The organism is Chryseobacterium ginsenosidimutans (assembly GCF_024807225.1).
GTDB classification, from domain to species: Bacteria; Bacteroidota; Bacteroidia; order Flavobacteriales; family Weeksellaceae; genus Chryseobacterium; species Chryseobacterium ginsenosidimutans.
In genome coordinates, this window is record NZ_JANUCO010000001.1 from 3,347,512 (window position 1) to 3,365,760 (window position 18,249).

Consider the following 18,249-nt stretch of genomic DNA (forward strand, 5'->3'; position numbering starts at 1 on the left):
AAAACAAAAATTATTTCAGAGAAATAATTACATTTGCTTTTTTCGTAATCAAATATAGAATTGAATGAATCAACTTTTTAGAAGGAAACCATTGAATGCGACAATTTTGGAGGGAGGTGATGGTGAAAACCATTCTTTGAACAAAGTTTTAAGTGTAAAAGATTTAACCTTTTTCGGTATTGCTGCCATTATTGGTGGTGGTATTTTCAGTGCGATTGGTAATGCTTGTTTTTCCGGCGGTCCCGGTGTTATTTTCTTATATGCTATTTGTGCTGTTGCATGCGGTTTTACAGCCATGTGTTATGCAGAATTTGCTTCACGAGTTCCCGTTTCAGGAAGTGCTTATACTTATGCTTATGTTTCTTTCGGAGAAATTTTTGCGTGGATTATCGGTTGGGCTTTAATTATGGAATATTCCATCGGAAATATTTATATTGCCTTTTCGTGGAGTGGTTATTTTACCAATTTAATAGAGACATTCGGAATTCATATCCCGGAATGGTTGACTGTTAATTACAAATCTGCACATGCTATTTTTAATGATAATACAGCTTTCATTCAAAGTATCAACAATTATCTGTCGAATAAAGCAACCCTTGTACATGATTCGTCTTTAGAAAGTTATTTAACATCTAATGAAGTAAAAGGACATCTAAAAGAAGGGCAAAACATTACCACTATTCTTCAAAAGAAAATAACAACACTACAAAATGCGGAAGGCTTTCTGGCATGGAAAAATTCACCGCTTTTAGGAAGTTTAAAAGTAATATTCGATTTACCGGCTTTATTAATTAATGTACTAATTACTTATTTGGTTTACAGAGGAACAAAAGAGTCTAAAAACCTAAGTAACTTAATGGTTTACATCAAATTAGCCGTAATTCTTCTTGTCATTATCGTAGGTTTCACTTATGTTGATATTGATAATTGGACACCGTTTTTACCTAATGGTTTTGGCGGAGTAATGGCAGGAGTTTCTGCAGTTTTCTATGCTTATATTGGTTTTGATGCCGTTTCTACTTTGGCGGAAGAAGCAAAAAATCCTCAAAAAGACTTACCAAGAGGGATGATTTACTCTTTGGTGATCTGCACTGTCGTTTACATTATTTTGGCTTTGGTTCTTACCGGGATGGTTTCTTATAAAGAATTGGGTGTTTCCGATCCTTTAGCAGAAATATTTGCCATAAAAGGCGTAAAATGGATGCTTTTCATCGTATCAATCTCTGCGGTTGTAGCCATGACAAGTGTTTTATTGGTGTTCCAGATGGGACAGCCAAGAATCTGGATGACGATGAGTAGAGATGGATTAATGCCAAAAAAACTGTCTGAAATTCACCCTAAATATAAAACGCCTGCTTTCGCGACAATTCTTACGGGTATTGTTGTGGGACTTCCTATCTTTTTTACCGACGAAAATTTAATTTTAGATTTTACAAGTATCGGAACTCTGTTTGCGTTCGTTCTTGTTTGTGGAGGTGTTTTGATGCTTTCCCCACAAAGTGAGGAGGAAATGGCAGAGAGAAAAGGGAAATTCAAAATCCCTTATATTAATTCAAAATACATCTTCCCGATTGGGTTTATCTTGAGTCTGGTTTTGGTAAATTACATTTTCCCAACCTATTTTACAGATATGTTTAAAGATGTCGTAATGAACATCCCATTGATTACTTTTTTCTTAGTTTGTGTGGTGATTTCATTCTTGGCATTTCTGAAAAACTTATCTTTAATTCCACTTTTAGGGTTAGTTTCTTGCTGTTATCTTTTAACAGGTATGAGTACAGAAAACTGGTCTTGGTTTGGGATCTGGTTGGTGTTGGGATTAATCTTCTATTTCTCTTACGGTAAAAAACACAGTAAACTTAATAAAGCTTAGCCCTCAAAAGGTTTTCAATAAAATATACTAAAAAGGCAAAATTGTGAATCGCAGTTTTGCCTTTTTGCTTTTTGTACTTTTCTTTAAAAATTGGCTGACTTATTGCTTTAGATTTTTTAAACCTAAACTAAAAACGCCATGTCTGAAAGAATAAAAACCTTCAAAGAATTTTATCAGTTTTACCTTACCGAACACAGCAGAACGGGAACCAGAATATTGCATTTTATAGGGACATTGCTCGTATTTTTCGTGATCGGATATGTCATCAGCTCAGGAAAAGAAAGATTTCTATGGTACGTTCCTATTTTTGGTTACGGTTTTGCGTGGTTCAGTCATGCTGTGATTGAAAAGAATAAACCTGCAACCTTCAAATATCCTTTATGGTCACTGATTTCGGATTTTAAATTGTTTTTTGAATTACTCATCAGAAAGCAAAGTTTTATTGGAGTTGCCAAACCGAAGCAACCTTGGGAATAGTTCTTTTAAACAACCTTAGTTAACACTTTATTCAACAAAGACTGATTGCGATTTTAGCTGAGTGAAACGCCCTTGCGAACGAATTTTTTTTCAGTTTTAATAAAAAAAATTGCGATCATAGCGTTTAAAAAAGACCTAAAATTTTCTTATCCCGAACTTAGAGTCTATTTAAATTTGATTCAAACATTTTAAAATTTACTGCTGATTTTTAACACAAAGATTTATTCAATATTAATTTAATTAAGTGAGCAAAGATGAATCAACAAGTTGATTTTGATGAAGCTATATTTTCACGCTTCGCGAAGCAAATTTTATTTGCCTTTGCCTTCTAAAAATAATGCGTAATGTAAATAGAATCTTTGCGTTAAAAAGAATAACAGATTCTGTTTGAAAAGATCTTAAGTCTTTCAATGTAAAAACTTTCACTTTCAAAAAAATAGATTTTCAAACAGGTTACAAAATTTGTAATATAAAATGTAAACGGGCTCTTATGCTTAAATAATTTTGAATCTACAAATCGGCATAAAAATTGCGCGCTCAATTTTTAAAGTTTGAATTATGAAAAACACTAAATTATTTCTAAAAGTATTATTTTCCGCAGTTTTTATGCTTGTATTGGCACAATGTACTACAACTGCAGACGCTTCCGGCGAGAATGAAAAAACATTTATCGTAGGACCCGAAACTGCAGACTGTACAGGAGTTGCACCTATGAAATGCCTGCAGGTGAAAGAAACCCAATCGGGAAACTGGACAAACTTCTACAGCAATATTGAAGGGTTCACCTACGAACCGGGTTACGAATACGTTTTGAAAGTAAAAACAGAAAAAATCGCCAATCCTCCGATGGACGGTTCTTCAATTAAATATACTTTAATAAAACAGGTCTCTAAAACCAAGAAATAACAAAAAACCTCCGAAATTCGGAGGTTTTATTTTTTATAGATTGCTGCTCGTATTGTGATTGTGATCTTTGGGAGGTTTAGGATAATCACCCTTCGTCGCCTCTCCTACTGTATTTGCCGTGGTCATTGCTACAATCAGATCATTCAGCATTCCGCTTGCTGCCGTTGGTGAATTGGGAAGTAAAACAAGATTACTTCTGCTACTCGCTCCTACCGAATGAAGCGTATCATAATGTTGCGTAACCACGATTAATGCAGATGCTTCGTGAGAATTAATATCCACATTATTCAGCATTCTTACCGATTCTTCAAGACCTTTTGCTATCTCTCTTCTTTGGTCCGCAATACCTTGTCCCTGTAATTTTTTAGATTCAGCTTCTGCTTTTGCAACCGCTACAATCCTGATTCTTTGTGCTTCAGATTCATATTCTGCAGCTGTTTTTTCTCTTTCCGCAGCGTTGATTCTGTTCATGGCATGTTTTACCTGCTCATCCGGATCAATATCTGTTACCAAAGCTTTGATAATATCATAACCATAACTCTGCATCGCTTCCTGAAGTTCGGCTTTTACAGCGATCGCAATATCATCTTTTTTCAGGAAAACATCATCCAGTTTTAACTTGGGAACTTCCGCTCTCACTACATCAAAAACATAAGAAGTGATCTGATCATGTGGACTTTCAAGTCTGTAAAAAGCATCTCCAACCTGTGTTCTGATTACCTGAAACTGAACCGATATTTTCATTTTCACAAAAACATTATCCAACGTTTTGGTATCGATCATGACATCCAATTGCTGGATTCGCAGATTCATTCTTTTTGAAATTCTATCTAAATAAGGAATTTTAAGCTGCAAACCCGCATGACGGACAGAATGAAATTTCCCTAAACGCTCCACAATTGCCGCCGTTTCCTGTTTTACAGTGAAAAAAGAAGCAAATAATGTTACCAACCCGATAAAAACAATAATTCCTAAATATGCCATAATTTGATTTTTTAATGAGTCGTTGTTATTTTTATTTTGTTAAAAATAATTAGAAAATCTACAAGCAATTAATGTAAATTAATTTTAAGAAAAGACTTAATTTTGATTATTAATAATTCATTATGGTTGATGCTAAAGAAATATTAAAAGCGCACATCTCAAAATTTGCTTCTCTTACTGAAGATCAGTTTGAGTATGTTTTCGGGCATTTTAATATGATAAATCTAAAAAAAGGACAAAGTCTGATCTCGGAAGGAGATTTCGTAGATCACGAATATTTTGTTTTAGATGGCTGTCTGAAAGCATTTTACCTTAATGATGCTATGAAAATGTTTATCCTTCAGTTTGCGATGCAGAATTGGTGGGTAACAGATTTTGATGCGCTCTACAGCAAAAACAGAGCAACCATCAACGTTGATTGCGTTACCAATGCAAGTATTTTATCTATTTCAAATGAAGACAGAGAAAAGATCTGCAGTGAAATTCATGAGGTGGAACATTTTTTCAGGTGGCGAACGAATAAAGGCTATGTTGCAGCTCAAAAACGTTTGCTTTCTTTCATGAATAACGATGCGAAATTCAGGTATGAAGAACTTATGGCTTTGTATCCTCAATTATACAACTTAGTCCCGAAACATCTGATTGCCGCTTATTTAGGTGTTACAAGAGAGACTTTGAGTCGACTTCATCAATAGCAGGAAGTTTGAAGGTGGGAGCCGGAGGTTACTATTGGAATGGTAATTTCTGCTTGTTAATTTTAATTAAATATAAACCTTTAAAAACATCAATTTCCATCCTCCAACTCCCATCTTCCCGCCCTTAAACTTCTCCATATTTCGTGATCTACATCACGTAACTTTTTCCTTCAATCGGCTGAACTTTGTATCAACATTTAAAACCAATTAAAATGGATACAAAAAAATTTAAAGTAAACAGCAAAAACAGTTTAGTAGAGTGGATCGGAAGAAAAGTAACCGGAGCTCACAACGGAATAATCGAAGTAAAAGACGGAGATTTCACTTTTGAAAACAACAATCTTCTATCCGGAAAATTTGTAATCAGCACAAGATCAATCACCATTCTTGATGTTGAAGATGCCGAAACAAACGCACAATTTGCGAGTCATTTGGCTTCAGACGATTTCTTTAACTCAGATCAGTTTCCTGATGCGGTTTTCGAAATCATACATGCAGAACCAAGCGACAGTAACCTTTATCATGTAAAAGGAGATCTTACGATCAAAGGAATTACAAATTCTATTGAGACAACTTTACAAATTGTGAAGACAGACAATGTTGCAGTTTTAGACGCTAAAATTGTAATCGACAGAACAAAATTCAACATCAAATTCAGATCATCAAATTTCTTTGCCAATCTTGGTGACACTTTGATCTACAACAATTTCGATCTGAATGTACATTTGGTTGCAGACGCACAATAATTATTAATAAGAAATTATTTAAACTTTTATTTTAACCGCGAAAGGTTTAACAACTTTTGTCTCTTTTGCGGTTAATTTTAATCACAATTAAAAATTTAACATCATGCCATTCATTACAATCGACGTTTTACGCGAAGATATTAACCGCGAAAAAAAACAGGAATTAATCAGAAAAATCAGTGAAGTTGTCACTACAGTTTTAAATAAAGATCCACATTTGACACACATCGTAATCAACGAAATCGAAGATGATAATTGGGGATATGCGGGAGAACAGGTTTCAGTGTTAAAAGAACAAGGATTTTCAACAGCAAAAAAGTAAATTAAAATGAAAAAACAAACAATAATCGTAACAGGCGCATCATCAGGAATCGGCTTGGAAGTAGCCCGTTATTTTTTGGACAGAGGTGATAATGTGGTGATTAATTCACAAACAGAATCAAAATTAGAGCAGGTTTATAATGAATTGGGAGCGGGAGAAAATCTGGCGATGGTTGCAGGAAATATTGCCGATAAGGCAGTTGGAGAAGCATTGGCAAAAACGGCTCTTGAAAAATTCGGTTCGATAGACGTTTTGGTTAACAATGCAGGAATTTACGATAACAAACCATTTTTAGAAGTGACAGAAGAATATTTGGATAAATTTTTAACAACCAATTTAAAAGGAACATTCTTCACGACACAAGCCGTTATTCCTCAAATGATTAAGCAAAAAGACGGAGTTGTCATCAATGTCGGAAACACCTTTGGTTTATCATGCCATTGCACAATCTCCATCGACTGCACCGATTTCGAGCAAAGGAGCAATTCACGCTTTGACCTTACAATTGGCAGCGGAATTTGGGAAAGATAATATCAGAGTAAACACCGTTGCACCAGGATTAATCAGAACACCGATGCACGATGAAACGATCGACAATAATGTAGGTTTACACTTAATAAACCGCATCGGAGAACCGGAAGAGGTTGCTCAGATGATTCACGCGATTGCTAAGAACAAATTAATTTCCGGAGCCATCATCAACGTTGACGGAGGAATGGGAGCCGGACACAATTTATAATGAAAATTCTATTAATCATTGCATGGCTGTTCAGTTTTCCATTGAACGGCTATGCACAAAAAACAAGTGTTATGAAAACAGATCAAACACAGGAAACTGAAATAAGAAATGTTATTGAAAACTATTATTTCAAAGGGATTTTTGAAGGAAATACCGAACTTCTCAAAAAAGCTTTCTATAAAGATGCATTTCTTTTCGGAGACATAAAAGGCGTTCCTTATTTCAAAACCGCAGCACAATATATTGAAGGGGTTGGAAGTCGTATAAGTCCGGAAAAATCAGGGAAAGATTTCACGGCGAAAATCATTTCTATTGACGTGATTAACTCGATTGCCACAGCAAAATTAAATGTAAAAATGTATGATTTTAATTACTATAATTTTATAACTTTCAATAAAATTAATGGGGAATGGCTCATTGTCAACAAGACATTAACCGACGTGCAACCTTAACTTCATTTTTTTAACCAAAATCATCAAAATCATGTGGAATAAAAACAGAATCACAGAATTGCTGGGAATTGAATATCCCATTATGCAAGGTCCTTTTGGCGGAGGTTTATCAACGGTTGAACTGACAACGACAGTGAGTAATCTCGGCGGTTTGGGAGGATTCGGAGCTTATACTCTCTCACCTCAGGAAATTTATGATATTCACAAACAAATACAGTCGAAAACCGACAAACCTTACAACCTTAATCTTTGGGTAAACGATCACGACATCATTGATGAAGAACATACTAAAAAGCAGTATGAAAAGGCGGTTGAGACTTTTAAACCTTATTTTAATCTTTTAAATACCGAAATTCCTGCACTTCCACCCTCTTTTGAATCGAGATTTCAAAATCAGCTGCAGGTCGTTTTTGATATTAAACCTAAAGTTTTCAGCTTTATGTTTGGACTTTTAGATGTCAATATCATTGAAGACCTTCATAAACAGGGAACCATTGTTTTCGGAAACGCCACAACGCTGGATGAAGCCATTGCTTTGGAAAAATTAGGAGTTGACGTTATTGTTGCTTCAGGTTTCGAAAGTGGCGGTCACAGACCTTCTTTTCTCGATAAATCTGAACTTTCTACAACAGGAACTTTTGCTTTAATTCAACTCGTTAAAGATAAAGTAAAAATCCCGGTTGTTGCAGCCGGAGGAATTGCCAACGGTCGCGGAATTGCCGGAGTTTTCACTTTGGGAGCTGAAGCCGTACAAATCGGGACTGCATTTTTGGCAACCGAAGAATCCGGAGCTTTGCCGATTCACAAAGAATTTCTGTTCTCCGATGCTGCAAAATCTACTACCCTTTCCAGAGCGTACACCGGAAGATTAGGACGCGGAATTACCACTAAAATCACGAGAGATGTATTGGCTGCGACAGACAAAACGTTGCCTTTTCCTTTGCAGACAACTTTCATGGGAACCTTGAGAAAAGCCGCGTTGGAACAACAAAAAAATGATTTTGTTTTCTTTTGGTCCGGTCAGATTGCGCCACTTTTAAAATATAAAAAAGCCTCCATTTTAATGCAATCCTTAATCAAAGAAGCGAATGAACTGCTTGGTTGATTTGTTTGAAGTTTGAAGATGGAAGCGGGAAGTTTTTGCAAATGTTATAAACATCGAGCTTCTATCTTCAAACTTCCATCACTACAACCTAAACCGTCATTCCGATGTCGATTCCTTTGATTTTTCTGTAAAGATCGGTTGCATAATTATCGGTCATTCCGGAAACAAAATCGACTACGCCCAAAACCTTCTGATAATCGGTTCCGTTTTCGTAAATGAATTGTTTCGGAATTAATTTTAATGCTTTTATATCGTAAGATTTTACATTAGCTTCAGATTTTAAAATCGACGGAATAAAATGATCCAACAATTCGTACATTACGTTGTAGCCGGCGTTTTCAATTTCTACCACCGCTTTATGATTGTAGATTTTCTCCACTGAAAAACTTGCAATATCCTGCAATGCCTTATTTTCATTTTTATACATATCGAGGAGACCGTTGCTAAGATTTCCTTCAAGAATCGTCTCAAAATTATGCTTGTACATTTCAAGGGACTTATTAATCAATGCGTTGATGACTTTCGCTCTTAAATAAGAAATCTGCTCGTTTTCATTGGAAATAGAACTCAGTTTTCTTTCAATTCTTTCAACATCATCGGTTTCAGATTTTACCAGTTCGAAAAACAAATTTTTACAATCTGCTGTCGAAACAATGCCCAATCGGTGAGCATCTTCCATGTCGATAATGTTGTAGCAAATATCGTCTGCCGCTTCTACAAGCCAAACAAACGGATGTCTTTTGAAAATATACGGTTCTTCGTTTTCTAAAATTAAATTAGTCCCTTTTGCGATTTCAAGGAAAATATCTTTTTCATTTTGAAAGAAACCGAATTTTTTACGATGAATAATTCCTTTCTTTTTGGCAATCGCTTCACACGGATATTTTGCGATACTCGCCAATGTCGAAAATGTCAATTGAATTCCTCCCGCATCTTTTCCTTGCTGCTGTTGCGCCAAAACTCTGATCGCATTGGCATTTCCTTCAAAATTAACCAAATCTGCCCATTCTTTTTCATTGAATTTTGGCTTTAAATCGGTTTCATTTCTATCAAAATAACTCGCAATCGCATCTTCACCGGAATGTCCGAAAGCAGGATTTCCCACATCATGACACAAACAAGCGGCTGCAATGACGTTTCCTAAATTATGAAGGTAAAAATTCCTGGAATCTTCATTTAAATCATTTTTATAGGTATCGTGAATAAACTCACCGATAATACTTCCCAAACTCCTTCCTACAGATGAAACTTCCAACGAGTGAGTCAAACGGTTGTGTACAAAAACACTTCCCGGAAGTGGAAAAACCTGCGTTTTATTTTGCAGTCTTCTGAAAGCCGATGAAAAAATAATTCTATCAAAATCTCTCTGAAAATCCGTTCTTGAAGCCTTTGTATGCGGATTGTTTCCTGTACGCTGATTCGTGAAAATCTGGTTTAAGTTCATCATTTTTCAAAATTACTCCAAATTTTATTTTTTATGAACTAATCGAATGATTTTTTCTAAAAAACTCTCATCGGAAACTTCTATTTCTCCGTAAAAATACCTGAAAAATCTCCTTCTTTTTTATTCTAACTTTATGATTACTAATAATCAAAAACTGAAATCATGCCCGAATTACTACAACAAATACTGGGAAGTACGATTGTCACTGCTTTTTTCACGGCAATCATCGCTTATTTTTTCCATAGAAAAACAGAACGGCACAATTCAATCATCAAAAGAGAGTTTGAAGCGTTGTCGAAAAAAGATAACTCCTATTTTGAATGGCGAAAAAATACCGTGGAATTATTGGGACAGGTTTATATTCATTTGAATCGGCTGAAACTTGCTTTTAAAAACAAATATTCTAAAATCGAAAAATACGATCAGTTTTATGAAGATGAAATTATTTTAAAATCCAATCAGCACATTCGGGATTTATTGATTAATAACGGACATTCTCTCCCGCCCGAATTACTGGATGAAGCCACAAAATTGATTGAACATTTTGATGTCTGGTTAACAAAATACAACCAAATCAGAATTTTAAATAAAGATATTGATACAAAACAAATTTATGTAGGACCAGATGGTTTTCCTTTTCCTGAAAATGCTGAGAAAATGTTTAAAGAAAAATATATTGAGATGTTTAATGATTTGCATCGATGAACTTTAACTTATTTAAATTTTTTCGTGGCAAAATTATTGTTGTGTAAGATCTAAATTAAAAACATGCCTGAAGGTCCAACAATAGTGTTAATGAAAGAAGATCTGCAAAAATATGTCGGTCAAAAAGTAATTGAAGTTGAAGGAAATTCAATTAAAGAAACATCCGGAATTAAGAATGAGATTTTACGGGAGATAAAAACATTCGGGAAACAAACTTACCTTATTTTCGATACTATCAACATCCGGATTCATTTATTGATGTTCGGTTCTTATAGCTTGTTCGAAAAGAAAGATCAGAAAGATAATTTACGATTAGGGTTGATTTTTAAAGAAGGCGGAATGTATTTTTACACCTGTAATGTGAAGCTTGTCGATCTTGAATTTTTAAACAAAATTGATTGGGAAGCCGACGTGATGAGCGACGATTGGAGTCCTGAAAAAGCGGAAAAGAAATTAAAATCAACTCCTAAAATGATGGTTTCCGACGCCTTAATGGATCAGGATATTTTCTCTGGAGTCGGAAATATTATTAAAAATGAGGTTTTGTTCAGAATTGGAGTTCATCCTGAAAGTCTGATCGGAAATTTACCTCCAAAAAAATTAGACGAGCTAATTGCAGAAGCCAGAAATTACAGTTTCGATTTCAAAAAATGGAAAAAGGCAAACGTTCTGAAAAAACACTGGCAAGTTTATCACCAGAAAAACTGCCCGAAATGTGGTGCAGAAATTATAAAAAAAGACACAGGAATTGGTAAACGAACAAGTTTTTTCTGTGAAAAAGATCAAAAACTCTATTAAAAACAATTTTCATGAAATCATTTTACTCATCTATTCTTCTCATTTCATTATTTTCCTGTAAACAATATGATATAGAAAAAAACTGTTTTGAGGACGGCAAAGAAAAAGATACCAAATACAAAGAATTCAAAATCGATACTCCTGAAGAAATCTTGAAGGCAAATCCTTCTCATGTAAAATTCAGCATCAATAAAGATCTGAAAACTTATGAAGAAGAATTTAATGATGAGAGAAAATCAATGTCTGACTATGATGAAAATTCATGGAAGAAAAGAACGGAAGAATACAATGCAAAATTTGGTGATCTAAGAAAAAATTTTGGCGAACAGTTTCTTTATAAAAATATTCAGAAAGAAAATAATAATACTTACGGAATTGGCGAAAATCAGTTTGGGTATTGGTTTCTTGAAGTGAAAAACAATATTCCCAATGCTTACTATTTAGGTTTGAGCAATTTTACTCATTTTAATAATAATCAACCGGAAAATTTTGTATCGGGCAACAAACTTCTGGCTTATGGAAATTTTATAAGAATCAGTGAAGATTGGGGTTATCCTTTTGGTCCGCCAAAAGAAGCCGTAAAAGATCAGCTTGTTTTTGAAATCAATCTTGATGCGGTAAGAAAAGATAGTGACAAAGATCGTTTCAACGATTTATTTGAAAAGTTAATTTTATTAAATCCAAACTCTGCAGACACAGATAATGATGGGATTTCGGATTTTACAGATATCAATCCGTTGTACAAATCTGAGAAATCTAAATTCACAGATTTGTATTCTCAGATTGTAGATCATGATTATCATAATTATGATTTTTCCAAAAACAATTATTCTTTTACGGGATATTTTTCGGATTGTGACTATTTCCAAAAAATTAAACCAACTCATGTAAAAGTACTTGTTTATCCTGAAAAAGAAAGATTTAATTTAAAATCTGATTACAAATTAGGTATGTTTCCCGAATATGTCGGAAAAATTAAAAAGGATAAAGACGGTAAAAAATTCTTTATCAATTATGGAAGCGGTGCAGGTGGAGGTTTTGTTGAAGCGGTTTACGAAAATGGAAAATGGGTTTTATCAAAACAGTCAACTCACTCTATTTAATTAATTATCAATATTCAACGAACCTCCGGAATACGCCTTAAAAAACTCCGATTTATAAACCTCTCCCAAAGGAATTTCCGCATCGCCAATGTAGATATTATGATTGTCGAAAGAATCAATAAAATCAATATTAATGACATACGATTTGCTCACTCTCAGAAAAATATTTGCCGGAATTTTTTGATGAATGGTCTTTAAATTCATTGCTGTAATCAGCTTTTGCGTTTGGGTATGAATGACGACATAATCTTTTAAGCCTTCGATAAATTTAATATCAGAAAAGTTAATTTTATAATATCTTCTGTCTGCTTTGATGAATAAAAAATCGGAAGTATTGGATTCTACGGTATTTTTTACCGTTTCGTTTGATAACAACTCTTTATAAAGAATCGCTTTATTGATTGCTTTTTCAAGTCTCTGTTTTTCAATGGGTTTCAATAAATAATCGACCGCATCCAGTTCATAACTTTTTAAGGCATACTGCGAATAAGCTGTTGTGAAAATTATTAAGGTGTCTTTTGGCAACGTTTCTGCGAATTCCAATCCTGAAATTAAAGGCATTTCGATATCAAGAAAAATCAAATCGATTTCTTTTGTTTTCAAAAATTCGGTTGCTGCAAGAACATTCGAGAAACTTCCCAACATTTCAATTTGCGAAACTTCTTTTATTAACGACTGCATTTCGGCTCTTGCCAACGGCTCATCATCTACAATTATACAATTCATACAGGAATAATTAAGTTTACAATATATTCTTTATCCGTCGAAACAATCTCCAGTTCATGGGTGTTTTGGTACAATAATTCTAATCTTCTTTTGATATTTACCAATCCCAAACCACCATAATTTTTATTAGAAACAGGAAAATCAGAGTTTTTTGAATTGATACATTTAAAATGCAATTTTTTATCCTGCATTTTAAGATCGATTTTAATGTAATGTTCTTTTCCACTGATGTCGACACTGTGTTTTACGGCATTTTCTACAAACGTTGTAAAAATATTAGGCGGAATAAAAATACTGTTCACCGTTCTTTTGTCGATATCAACCCAAATATCCACAGAAAGATCTTCTCTTCTTATTTTTTCAAGGTTTATAAAGTTCGAAAGAAAATCGATTTCCGAAGTGAGCAGCGTTTTTTCTTCGCCGTTTTCATACAATTGGTATCTTAAAAATTCGGACAGTTTCATGATAACAGTTGTCGCTTTTTCGGGATCGGTTCTTATTAATGCTTTTACATTATTCAGCATATTAAACAGAAAATGAGGATTGATCTGGTTTCGGAGCTCATTCAGTTCCATTCTCAGTGTAAGATTATTAAGATCTGTGATTCTCTGGCTGTCTTTTATCCATTTTTGTAAAAGTTTTACCGTTGTTGTCGTCATAATAATCGGAATACACATTAAAACACCTTCATAAATCCCACCTTTTCCGCCTTCCCGTGGAATATGCATCACTCTGTATTCTGAGAAAAAAGTTTCGAAACAATAGCCAATAATATTCAAACCGACGACTCCGAGCAAAACAAGAAGAATAAAATACGTTAAATAACGGGTTTTAAAGAAAAACAACGGAACCAATACATAAATATTGATATACACCATCGAAATCAACAAAAGATATACAAAAAACAAGATGTAATACTGATAAACTCCCGAATACCAATGCCAGAATCTCGCATTATAAATCAATAAAAAGAAGAAAATAAGAAACAAAAAATGCCTCAAAAACCTGAAACGGTCTTCTACTAGAAAATCCATCACCAATGTTTCTTTAAAATGCTGAGAATCGTATTTCATTCTTTCCGATCTATTTTTATAACACAACAAAAATACGTTATAACGATAGTTCTCATTAAAATATTATACAAAATCCGCATTTTATTATACAAATTTTAAAACTAAAGATTTCGTATAAAATACCACCCATTTCGTATAAAAAACAATTTTCGCATAATGTTTCTCTATTCCTTTGCCTTGTAAAATTTTCACTTATGGAACTAACGGCTTTCCAGGAAACTGACGGAGCAAATCTCAATAGAATGTTTTTATATGACTGACTCTCAACAAGAAGAAAAAGTAATTCAACTGATTGATCTGCATCATTTTATTGATTGCTACAATTCGGAGATTAAAATTATTAACTGTATCAACCATCCTGTAAATATTATTGAAGAAAATAATGTTAAAAAAGGAATTTTATTCTACGATTTGAAACATCCGATTTCTCTAGACCTGAATCTTTTCGAAAGTTTTAAGAGAACCAATCACTTAAAAGAAATCTGGTTTGTTTTTGTGGAAGAAGATTCCGTTTCCCAATCTAAGGAATATATTGAATTCATCATAGAAAACAGCATTGAAATTTTTTATGATAAAATCTTCCATTTCAACTTTTTTCAGTCCATTATTAAAGAACTAAAATAACTATGAAAACATTTAGAAAAGCTCTTATTCCGTTTGCATTTCTTCCTTTTAAAAATATTGTTTATGCTCAGAAAAAAGACAGTATTCCGTTGAAAGTAAGAGCATTTGTTGCAGATAAATTTCCACAGACCCGTGATTTTAATTTAGAATTTACCCAAACAACACCTTACAAATTCACTTCAAATCTCAATGGAAACGAGCTTCCTGAAAATAAAGTGAAAGATTTTCATCAGGTAAAAGCCAATGCCAATATTTATTTCGTTAAAAACAGAAAATGGCAATTAAGTACCTCTTTAAATTACCGCTACACTTCCATAAATACCGAAAACCCTGTTTCCGATTATCAACAAAAAAGCGATTATCATTATTTTTCTGAAGCCATTAATGCCAATTATTTTTCTAAACTTTTTAATAAAATCGCGGTTTATTCTGCATCAGTTTCTGTGGATGGAAGCGAACAGCATTTTGAAAGAATCCGCGGAATACTGACCGGACTTATTGTTTTAAAAGCCAACCCGAAAACGAAAATAACATTGGGAGCTGCCGTATTTATCGATCCGAGCTCACAAGTTCCTGTTCTTCCGATTTTTACTTATGAACATAAATTTGATAATGGCTGGGTTGCGGATATTCTTTTGCCCAAAAAGGTCTTGATAAGAAAAAATATTTTTTCAAACGGTAGAATTTCTTTCGGATCCGAGCTGGATAATACGTCTTTTTACCTTTATCGATCGGATAAAACCTATGAATATAGACAAGTGGAAATCAATTCCGGAGCAATTTATGAACATAATTTAGGCGGATATTTCATCGGAACTTTAAAAACAGGAATCAGAGCAACTCCGAATGCCCGAGTTTTTGAGAAACAGGAATCTTTTAAAGACTATGTTTTCGAGGCAAAATACAAACCTTCTTTTTATTTCAATATCGGGATTTCTTACAATCTTTTCGGGAAACCCAAAAATTAATCAAGCGATTGATTTAACTTTTTAATAAAATTTTAATCTTAAAAGTAACTCAAAGATAAGCTGCATCGGCATTTTAAGAGGTTCTCATGGTTTCCCTCCCATCCATAATCTCAATTTAAAAATCCAAGTAAATGATTTTCAGCATATTGAATATTAAATAATAGACATTAAAAAATAAACTATGGCAGTTCCGAAACAGATATTTCAGACTTTTAAGACAAAAAAGCTTCCCTTCATTACAAAACTGCACATTTGGAACATGAAAAGAAAAAATCCTGAATACAATTATTTTTTCTATGACGATCAGGATATTGAAAAATTCATCACAGAAGAGTTTCCTCCTGAATATATCGAAAACTACAAAAAATTAACCATTGGAGCCGCAAAAGCAGATTTTTTCCGTTACGCCATTCTCTATAAAAAAGGCGGGGTTTATCTGGATATTGACAGTTCTATTACCAAACCTTTACGATACCTTATAAAAGATAATGATGAAGCCGTTATCAGTGCAGAAAGACATCCCAATCTTTTTGTACAATGGGGTCTTATTTTCAATAAAAACCATCCTTTTCTTGAGAAAACATTAGAGCTTATGCTCGATAATATAAAAACGCACCGCTATCCGAATAATATCCATGAAACAACTGGTCCTACAGTCTTCAGTAAGGGAATCAGAAGGGCTTTACAGGAAAATCCGGATATTCCTTACCGATTATTTGACGGGATTGAATTTCGGGGGTTTCTGAAATTCAAATATAAATTAGGAAAATTTTTCCTGTACGAAAAGCGCGCCGAACATTGGAAACAAAAGCAGAGAAACCAGGCAATTATCCGGGAATTCTAAATTAATGTGTCCCCATTTTCGAAAATAAATTAATAATCATTACTCCAATTATGATTAAAATTATTCCTGCAATCGCGGGAAGGTCGGGAATTTGTTTAAAAACCACAATTCCGATTAGGGTAATGAAAATAATTCCTACACCAGACCAAATAGCATACGTTACGCCTACAGGAATTTGCTTTAAAGTAAGACTTAAAAAATAAAAAGCTGCAGAATAGCCTATAATGGTAATTACCGAAGGCAAAACTTTAGAAAATCCATCCGATTTTTTCAGGAAAGTTGTGGCTATAATTTCGAAAACAATTGCTAATAATAAGTAAATATAACTGCGTCCCATACTCTTTATTTTTAAGACAAAAGTAGTCAAAAACAATTGTGTCATATATTCTATTATGAAAAATTATACCATAAATACTGACACCATCACTGTATTAAAATTCACTTTAAATGGATTAATAATAAATTTAGTTAACATTAAAATCTTTACAGTTCAAAAAATAGTGATATAATATTATCTCAAATCATGTTATTATGTATCGCATTTTTTCTTTTTTGTATTATCAACTTTTAAATACAAAACAGGAAAGCATTGAAGGATTGATAAAATTTTACAGATAACATAATAAAACCTACTATAAATTTTTAATTTTATATTAATTTAATGTAAACTATTCTTATCTAAATCATAAACAAAACTACCCTAAAACCCTGATATACATCATGATTATTTGTTTTGGTACATTATTTGAAAGTTGTAATATTGCAAATGTAAAATTGATAATAAAAAGTCAAATAATTAAAAATAAAACAAAATGGTAACTTACATTGGAATCGCAACATGTTTAGTAGTATTCGCTTCTTACTTTATGACAGTAAAAAGAGAACAAAGAAATTAATTAAACGTTCTGAGCTGTAAATTGATTGCAGTGGCAGGACACACAGACGAATTATATTGTTTATGTTTTCAATCTGTAAAAAGATTGACTGCTCTTTTACTCACAGCGAGTAAAAGGGCACAAAAAACATAGCAATAAGATTTTACACTAAGGAAGAAATTTAATTTTTATAATAGCCGATCGGGTCGAACATTTATGTTCGGCTTTTTTTATTTATTCTATTGAAGTTGCCTAAGTTTGTACTCTCAACACGTATTTCCCATGAGTAAAGAAATTGAAATAATACCAAATTCTGTTTTTTCAAAACTAAACTGCCAACTTACAAACCTTTTAAAAGACCTTGAATGCGATGAGTATTTTGGATATAATTTTCAATTAAATACATTCAGTATAAAATTCAGGAAAGCTAAGATTACACCTAAAAAAGTGGGACAGTTCGTTACGTTATGGAAAAGGAATCCCGAAACAAGGGAAACAGAACCTTTTACCCAAGAAGATGATTTTGATTTTTATATAATTATGACAGAATCTGGAAACAACAAAGGGTTTTTCATTTTCAGTAAAGAGGTTTTAATTCAGAATAAAATTTTAACAACACTTTCCAAAGAAGGGAAACGTGGTTTCAGAGTATATCCAGATTGGGATATTCCGGAAAATAAACAGGCAGAAAAAACGAAAAACTGGCAGGAGAAATCATTCATTAACCTTTCCGAGGATCATTATCTTGAAAAATGTAAGTCGATTTTGGATTTAAAATTCTAAATGATTA

22 protein-coding genes are annotated in these 18,249 nt (G+C 33.3%); 17 read left to right on the forward strand and 5 right to left on the reverse strand.

Features of this window, described 5'->3' with window-relative positions:
• Positions 1–64: 64 nt before the first annotated feature.
• The 3 genes from J3D55_RS15675 to J3D55_RS15685 all read left to right on the forward strand — a co-directional run bounded on the left by J3D55_RS15675 (position 65) and on the right by J3D55_RS15685 (position 3,256).
• Complete coding sequence (locus J3D55_RS15675) at positions 65–1,873, forward strand: amino acid permease (RefSeq protein ID WP_259132434.1); 1,809 nt, start codon at positions 65–67, stop codon at positions 1,871–1,873.
• A 138-nt stretch (positions 1,874–2,011) separates the two neighbouring features.
• Positions 2,012–2,350: an Mpo1-like protein gene (locus J3D55_RS15680; RefSeq protein ID WP_259132435.1), complete on the forward strand. Its 339-nt coding sequence runs from the start codon at positions 2,012–2,014 to the stop codon at positions 2,348–2,350.
• A gap of 558 nt (positions 2,351–2,908) precedes the next feature.
• Positions 2,909–3,256, forward strand: a complete 348-nt coding sequence (locus J3D55_RS15685) for a DUF4377 domain-containing protein (RefSeq protein WP_259132436.1) — start codon at positions 2,909–2,911, stop codon at positions 3,254–3,256.
• Between the two features lie 33 nt (positions 3,257–3,289).
• Here J3D55_RS15685 and J3D55_RS15690 read toward each other — a convergent pair whose 3' ends face one another.
• Complete coding sequence (locus J3D55_RS15690) at positions 3,290–4,240, reverse strand: SPFH domain-containing protein (RefSeq protein WP_259132437.1); 951 nt, start codon at positions 4,238–4,240, stop codon at positions 3,290–3,292.
• A 122-nt stretch (positions 4,241–4,362) separates the two neighbouring features.
• On the opposite strand from J3D55_RS15690, the gene J3D55_RS15695 reads away from it, so the two are divergent.
• From J3D55_RS15695 to J3D55_RS15725, 7 genes are all read left to right on the forward strand, one after another.
• Entirely contained in the window at positions 4,363–4,935 is a 573-nt protein-coding gene (locus tag J3D55_RS15695; RefSeq protein WP_259132438.1) for a Crp/Fnr family transcriptional regulator, read from the forward strand.
• Positions 4,936–5,147: 212 nt separating this feature from the next.
• Positions 5,148–5,681 (forward strand): YceI family protein, encoded by a 534-nt coding sequence (locus J3D55_RS15700; RefSeq protein WP_259132439.1) that lies wholly within the window; start codon positions 5,148–5,150, stop codon positions 5,679–5,681.
• A 103-nt stretch (positions 5,682–5,784) separates the two neighbouring features.
• On the forward strand, positions 5,785–6,003 hold the full coding sequence (locus J3D55_RS15705) for a tautomerase family protein (protein WP_259132440.1): 219 nt from the start codon (positions 5,785–5,787) through the stop codon (positions 6,001–6,003).
• A 6-nt stretch (positions 6,004–6,009) separates the two neighbouring features.
• A complete protein-coding gene (locus tag J3D55_RS15710; RefSeq protein ID WP_259132441.1) occupies positions 6,010–6,534 on the forward strand; it encodes an SDR family NAD(P)-dependent oxidoreductase in 525 nt (174 codons plus the stop codon).
• A complete protein-coding gene (locus J3D55_RS15715) occupies positions 6,509–6,742 on the forward strand; it encodes an SDR family oxidoreductase (RefSeq protein WP_259132442.1) in 234 nt (77 codons plus the stop codon). Before J3D55_RS15710 ends, J3D55_RS15715 begins: the two co-directional genes overlap by 26 nt.
• 71 nt (positions 6,743–6,813) lie before the next feature.
• Positions 6,814–7,194 carry a nuclear transport factor 2 family protein gene (locus tag J3D55_RS15720; RefSeq protein WP_259132443.1) on the forward strand — a complete coding sequence of 127 codons (381 nt, stop codon included), beginning with the start codon at positions 6,814–6,816 and terminating at the stop codon, positions 7,192–7,194.
• Positions 7,195–7,225: 31 nt separating this feature from the next.
• Positions 7,226–8,299, forward strand: a complete 1,074-nt coding sequence (locus J3D55_RS15725; protein ID WP_259132444.1) for an NAD(P)H-dependent flavin oxidoreductase — start codon at positions 7,226–7,228, stop codon at positions 8,297–8,299.
• A gap of 88 nt (positions 8,300–8,387) precedes the next feature.
• On the opposite strand, the gene J3D55_RS15730 is transcribed toward J3D55_RS15725, so the two are convergent.
• A complete protein-coding gene (locus J3D55_RS15730) occupies positions 8,388–9,743 on the reverse strand; it encodes a deoxyguanosinetriphosphate triphosphohydrolase (RefSeq protein WP_259135122.1) in 1,356 nt (451 codons plus the stop codon).
• A gap of 162 nt (positions 9,744–9,905) precedes the next feature.
• Here J3D55_RS15730 and J3D55_RS15735 point away from each other — a divergent pair, with 162 nt between their 5' ends.
• The 3 genes from J3D55_RS15735 to J3D55_RS15745 all read left to right on the forward strand — a co-directional run bounded on the left by J3D55_RS15735 (position 9,906) and on the right by J3D55_RS15745 (position 12,349).
• A complete protein-coding gene (locus J3D55_RS15735) occupies positions 9,906–10,448 on the forward strand; it encodes a hypothetical protein (protein ID WP_259132445.1) in 543 nt (180 codons plus the stop codon).
• A 90-nt stretch (positions 10,449–10,538) separates the two neighbouring features.
• Positions 10,539–11,246, forward strand: coding sequence for an endonuclease (locus tag J3D55_RS15740; protein ID WP_259132446.1), 708 nt, complete (start codon positions 10,539–10,541; stop codon positions 11,244–11,246).
• Positions 11,247–11,257: 11 nt separating this feature from the next.
• A complete protein-coding gene (locus tag J3D55_RS15745) occupies positions 11,258–12,349 on the forward strand; it encodes a hypothetical protein (RefSeq protein ID WP_259132447.1) in 1,092 nt (363 codons plus the stop codon).
• Here the strand turns inward: J3D55_RS15745 and J3D55_RS15750 are convergent, their stop codons facing one another.
• A complete protein-coding gene (locus J3D55_RS15750) occupies positions 12,350–13,075 on the reverse strand; it encodes a LytR/AlgR family response regulator transcription factor (RefSeq protein ID WP_259132448.1) in 726 nt (241 codons plus the stop codon).
• The gene (locus J3D55_RS15755) at positions 13,072–14,148 is read right to left on the reverse strand and encodes a sensor histidine kinase (RefSeq protein ID WP_259132449.1); all 1,077 of its coding nucleotides are present in this window, start codon (positions 14,146–14,148) and stop codon (positions 13,072–13,074) included. Before J3D55_RS15755 ends, J3D55_RS15750 begins: the two co-directional genes overlap by 4 nt.
• Before the next feature lie 252 nt (positions 14,149–14,400).
• Between J3D55_RS15755 and J3D55_RS15760 the strand changes: the two genes are divergently transcribed.
• The 3 genes from J3D55_RS15760 to J3D55_RS15770 all read left to right on the forward strand — a co-directional run bounded on the left by J3D55_RS15760 (position 14,401) and on the right by J3D55_RS15770 (position 16,584).
• Positions 14,401–14,772 carry a hypothetical protein gene (locus J3D55_RS15760; protein ID WP_259132450.1) on the forward strand — a complete coding sequence of 124 codons (372 nt, stop codon included), beginning with the start codon at positions 14,401–14,403 and terminating at the stop codon, positions 14,770–14,772.
• Between the two features lie 2 nt (positions 14,773–14,774).
• On the forward strand, positions 14,775–15,740 hold the full coding sequence (locus J3D55_RS15765) for a DUF6268 family outer membrane beta-barrel protein (RefSeq protein ID WP_259132451.1): 966 nt from the start codon (positions 14,775–14,777) through the stop codon (positions 15,738–15,740).
• Between the two features lie 181 nt (positions 15,741–15,921).
• The gene (locus J3D55_RS15770; protein WP_259132452.1) at positions 15,922–16,584 is read left to right on the forward strand and encodes a glycosyltransferase family 32 protein; all 663 of its coding nucleotides are present in this window, start codon (positions 15,922–15,924) and stop codon (positions 16,582–16,584) included.
• 1 nt (position 16,585) lies between these two features.
• Here J3D55_RS15770 and J3D55_RS15775 read toward each other — a convergent pair whose 3' ends face one another.
• Positions 16,586–16,921: a DMT family transporter gene (locus J3D55_RS15775; protein ID WP_259132453.1), complete on the reverse strand. Its 336-nt coding sequence runs from the start codon at positions 16,919–16,921 to the stop codon at positions 16,586–16,588.
• Between the two features lie 820 nt (positions 16,922–17,741).
• Between J3D55_RS15775 and J3D55_RS15780 the strand changes: the two genes are divergently transcribed.
• A complete protein-coding gene (locus tag J3D55_RS15780; protein ID WP_259132454.1) occupies positions 17,742–18,242 on the forward strand; it encodes a MepB family protein in 501 nt (166 codons plus the stop codon).
• The last annotated feature ends 7 nt before the right edge of the window (positions 18,243–18,249 follow it).

Bases quoted from the DNA above. Each gene is read 5' to 3' on its own strand.
- J3D55_RS15735 (WP_259132445.1), top strand. From the start codon at position 9,906: ATGCCCGAATTACTACAACAAATACTGGGAAGTACGATTGTCACTGCT.
- J3D55_RS15680 (WP_259132435.1), top strand. From the start codon at position 2,012: ATGTCTGAAAGAATAAAAACCTTCAAAGAATTTTATCAGTTTTACCTT.
- J3D55_RS15745 (WP_259132447.1), top strand. From the start codon at position 11,258: ATGAAATCATTTTACTCATCTATTCTTCTCATTTCATTATTTTCCTGT.
- J3D55_RS15775 (WP_259132453.1), bottom strand. From the start codon at position 16,921: ATGGGACGCAGTTATATTTACTTATTATTAGCAATTGTTTTCGAAATT.
- J3D55_RS15690 (WP_259132437.1), bottom strand. From the start codon at position 4,240: ATGGCATATTTAGGAATTATTGTTTTTATCGGGTTGGTAACATTATTT.
- J3D55_RS15720 (WP_259132443.1), top strand. From the start codon at position 6,814: ATGAAAACAGATCAAACACAGGAAACTGAAATAAGAAATGTTATTGAA.
- J3D55_RS15685 (WP_259132436.1), top strand. From the start codon at position 2,909: ATGAAAAACACTAAATTATTTCTAAAAGTATTATTTTCCGCAGTTTTT.
- J3D55_RS15780 (WP_259132454.1), top strand. From the start codon at position 17,742: ATGAGTAAAGAAATTGAAATAATACCAAATTCTGTTTTTTCAAAACTA.
- J3D55_RS15765 (WP_259132451.1), top strand. From the start codon at position 14,775: ATGAAAACATTTAGAAAAGCTCTTATTCCGTTTGCATTTCTTCCTTTT.
- J3D55_RS15695 (WP_259132438.1), top strand. From the start codon at position 4,363: ATGGTTGATGCTAAAGAAATATTAAAAGCGCACATCTCAAAATTTGCT.
- J3D55_RS15710 (WP_259132441.1), top strand. From the start codon at position 6,010: ATGAAAAAACAAACAATAATCGTAACAGGCGCATCATCAGGAATCGGC.
- J3D55_RS15755 (WP_259132449.1), bottom strand. From the start codon at position 14,148: ATGAAATACGATTCTCAGCATTTTAAAGAAACATTGGTGATGGATTTT.
- J3D55_RS15700 (WP_259132439.1), top strand. From the start codon at position 5,148: ATGGATACAAAAAAATTTAAAGTAAACAGCAAAAACAGTTTAGTAGAG.
- J3D55_RS15730 (WP_259135122.1), bottom strand. From the start codon at position 9,743: ATGAACTTAAACCAGATTTTCACGAATCAGCGTACAGGAAACAATCCG.
- J3D55_RS15725 (WP_259132444.1), top strand. From the start codon at position 7,226: ATGTGGAATAAAAACAGAATCACAGAATTGCTGGGAATTGAATATCCC.
- J3D55_RS15675 (WP_259132434.1), top strand. From the start codon at position 65: ATGAATCAACTTTTTAGAAGGAAACCATTGAATGCGACAATTTTGGAG.
- J3D55_RS15760 (WP_259132450.1), top strand. From the start codon at position 14,401: ATGACTGACTCTCAACAAGAAGAAAAAGTAATTCAACTGATTGATCTG.
- J3D55_RS15750 (WP_259132448.1), bottom strand. From the start codon at position 13,075: ATGAATTGTATAATTGTAGATGATGAGCCGTTGGCAAGAGCCGAAATG.
- J3D55_RS15740 (WP_259132446.1), top strand. From the start codon at position 10,539: ATGAAAGAAGATCTGCAAAAATATGTCGGTCAAAAAGTAATTGAAGTT.
- J3D55_RS15770 (WP_259132452.1), top strand. From the start codon at position 15,922: ATGGCAGTTCCGAAACAGATATTTCAGACTTTTAAGACAAAAAAGCTT.
- J3D55_RS15705 (WP_259132440.1), top strand. From the start codon at position 5,785: ATGCCATTCATTACAATCGACGTTTTACGCGAAGATATTAACCGCGAA.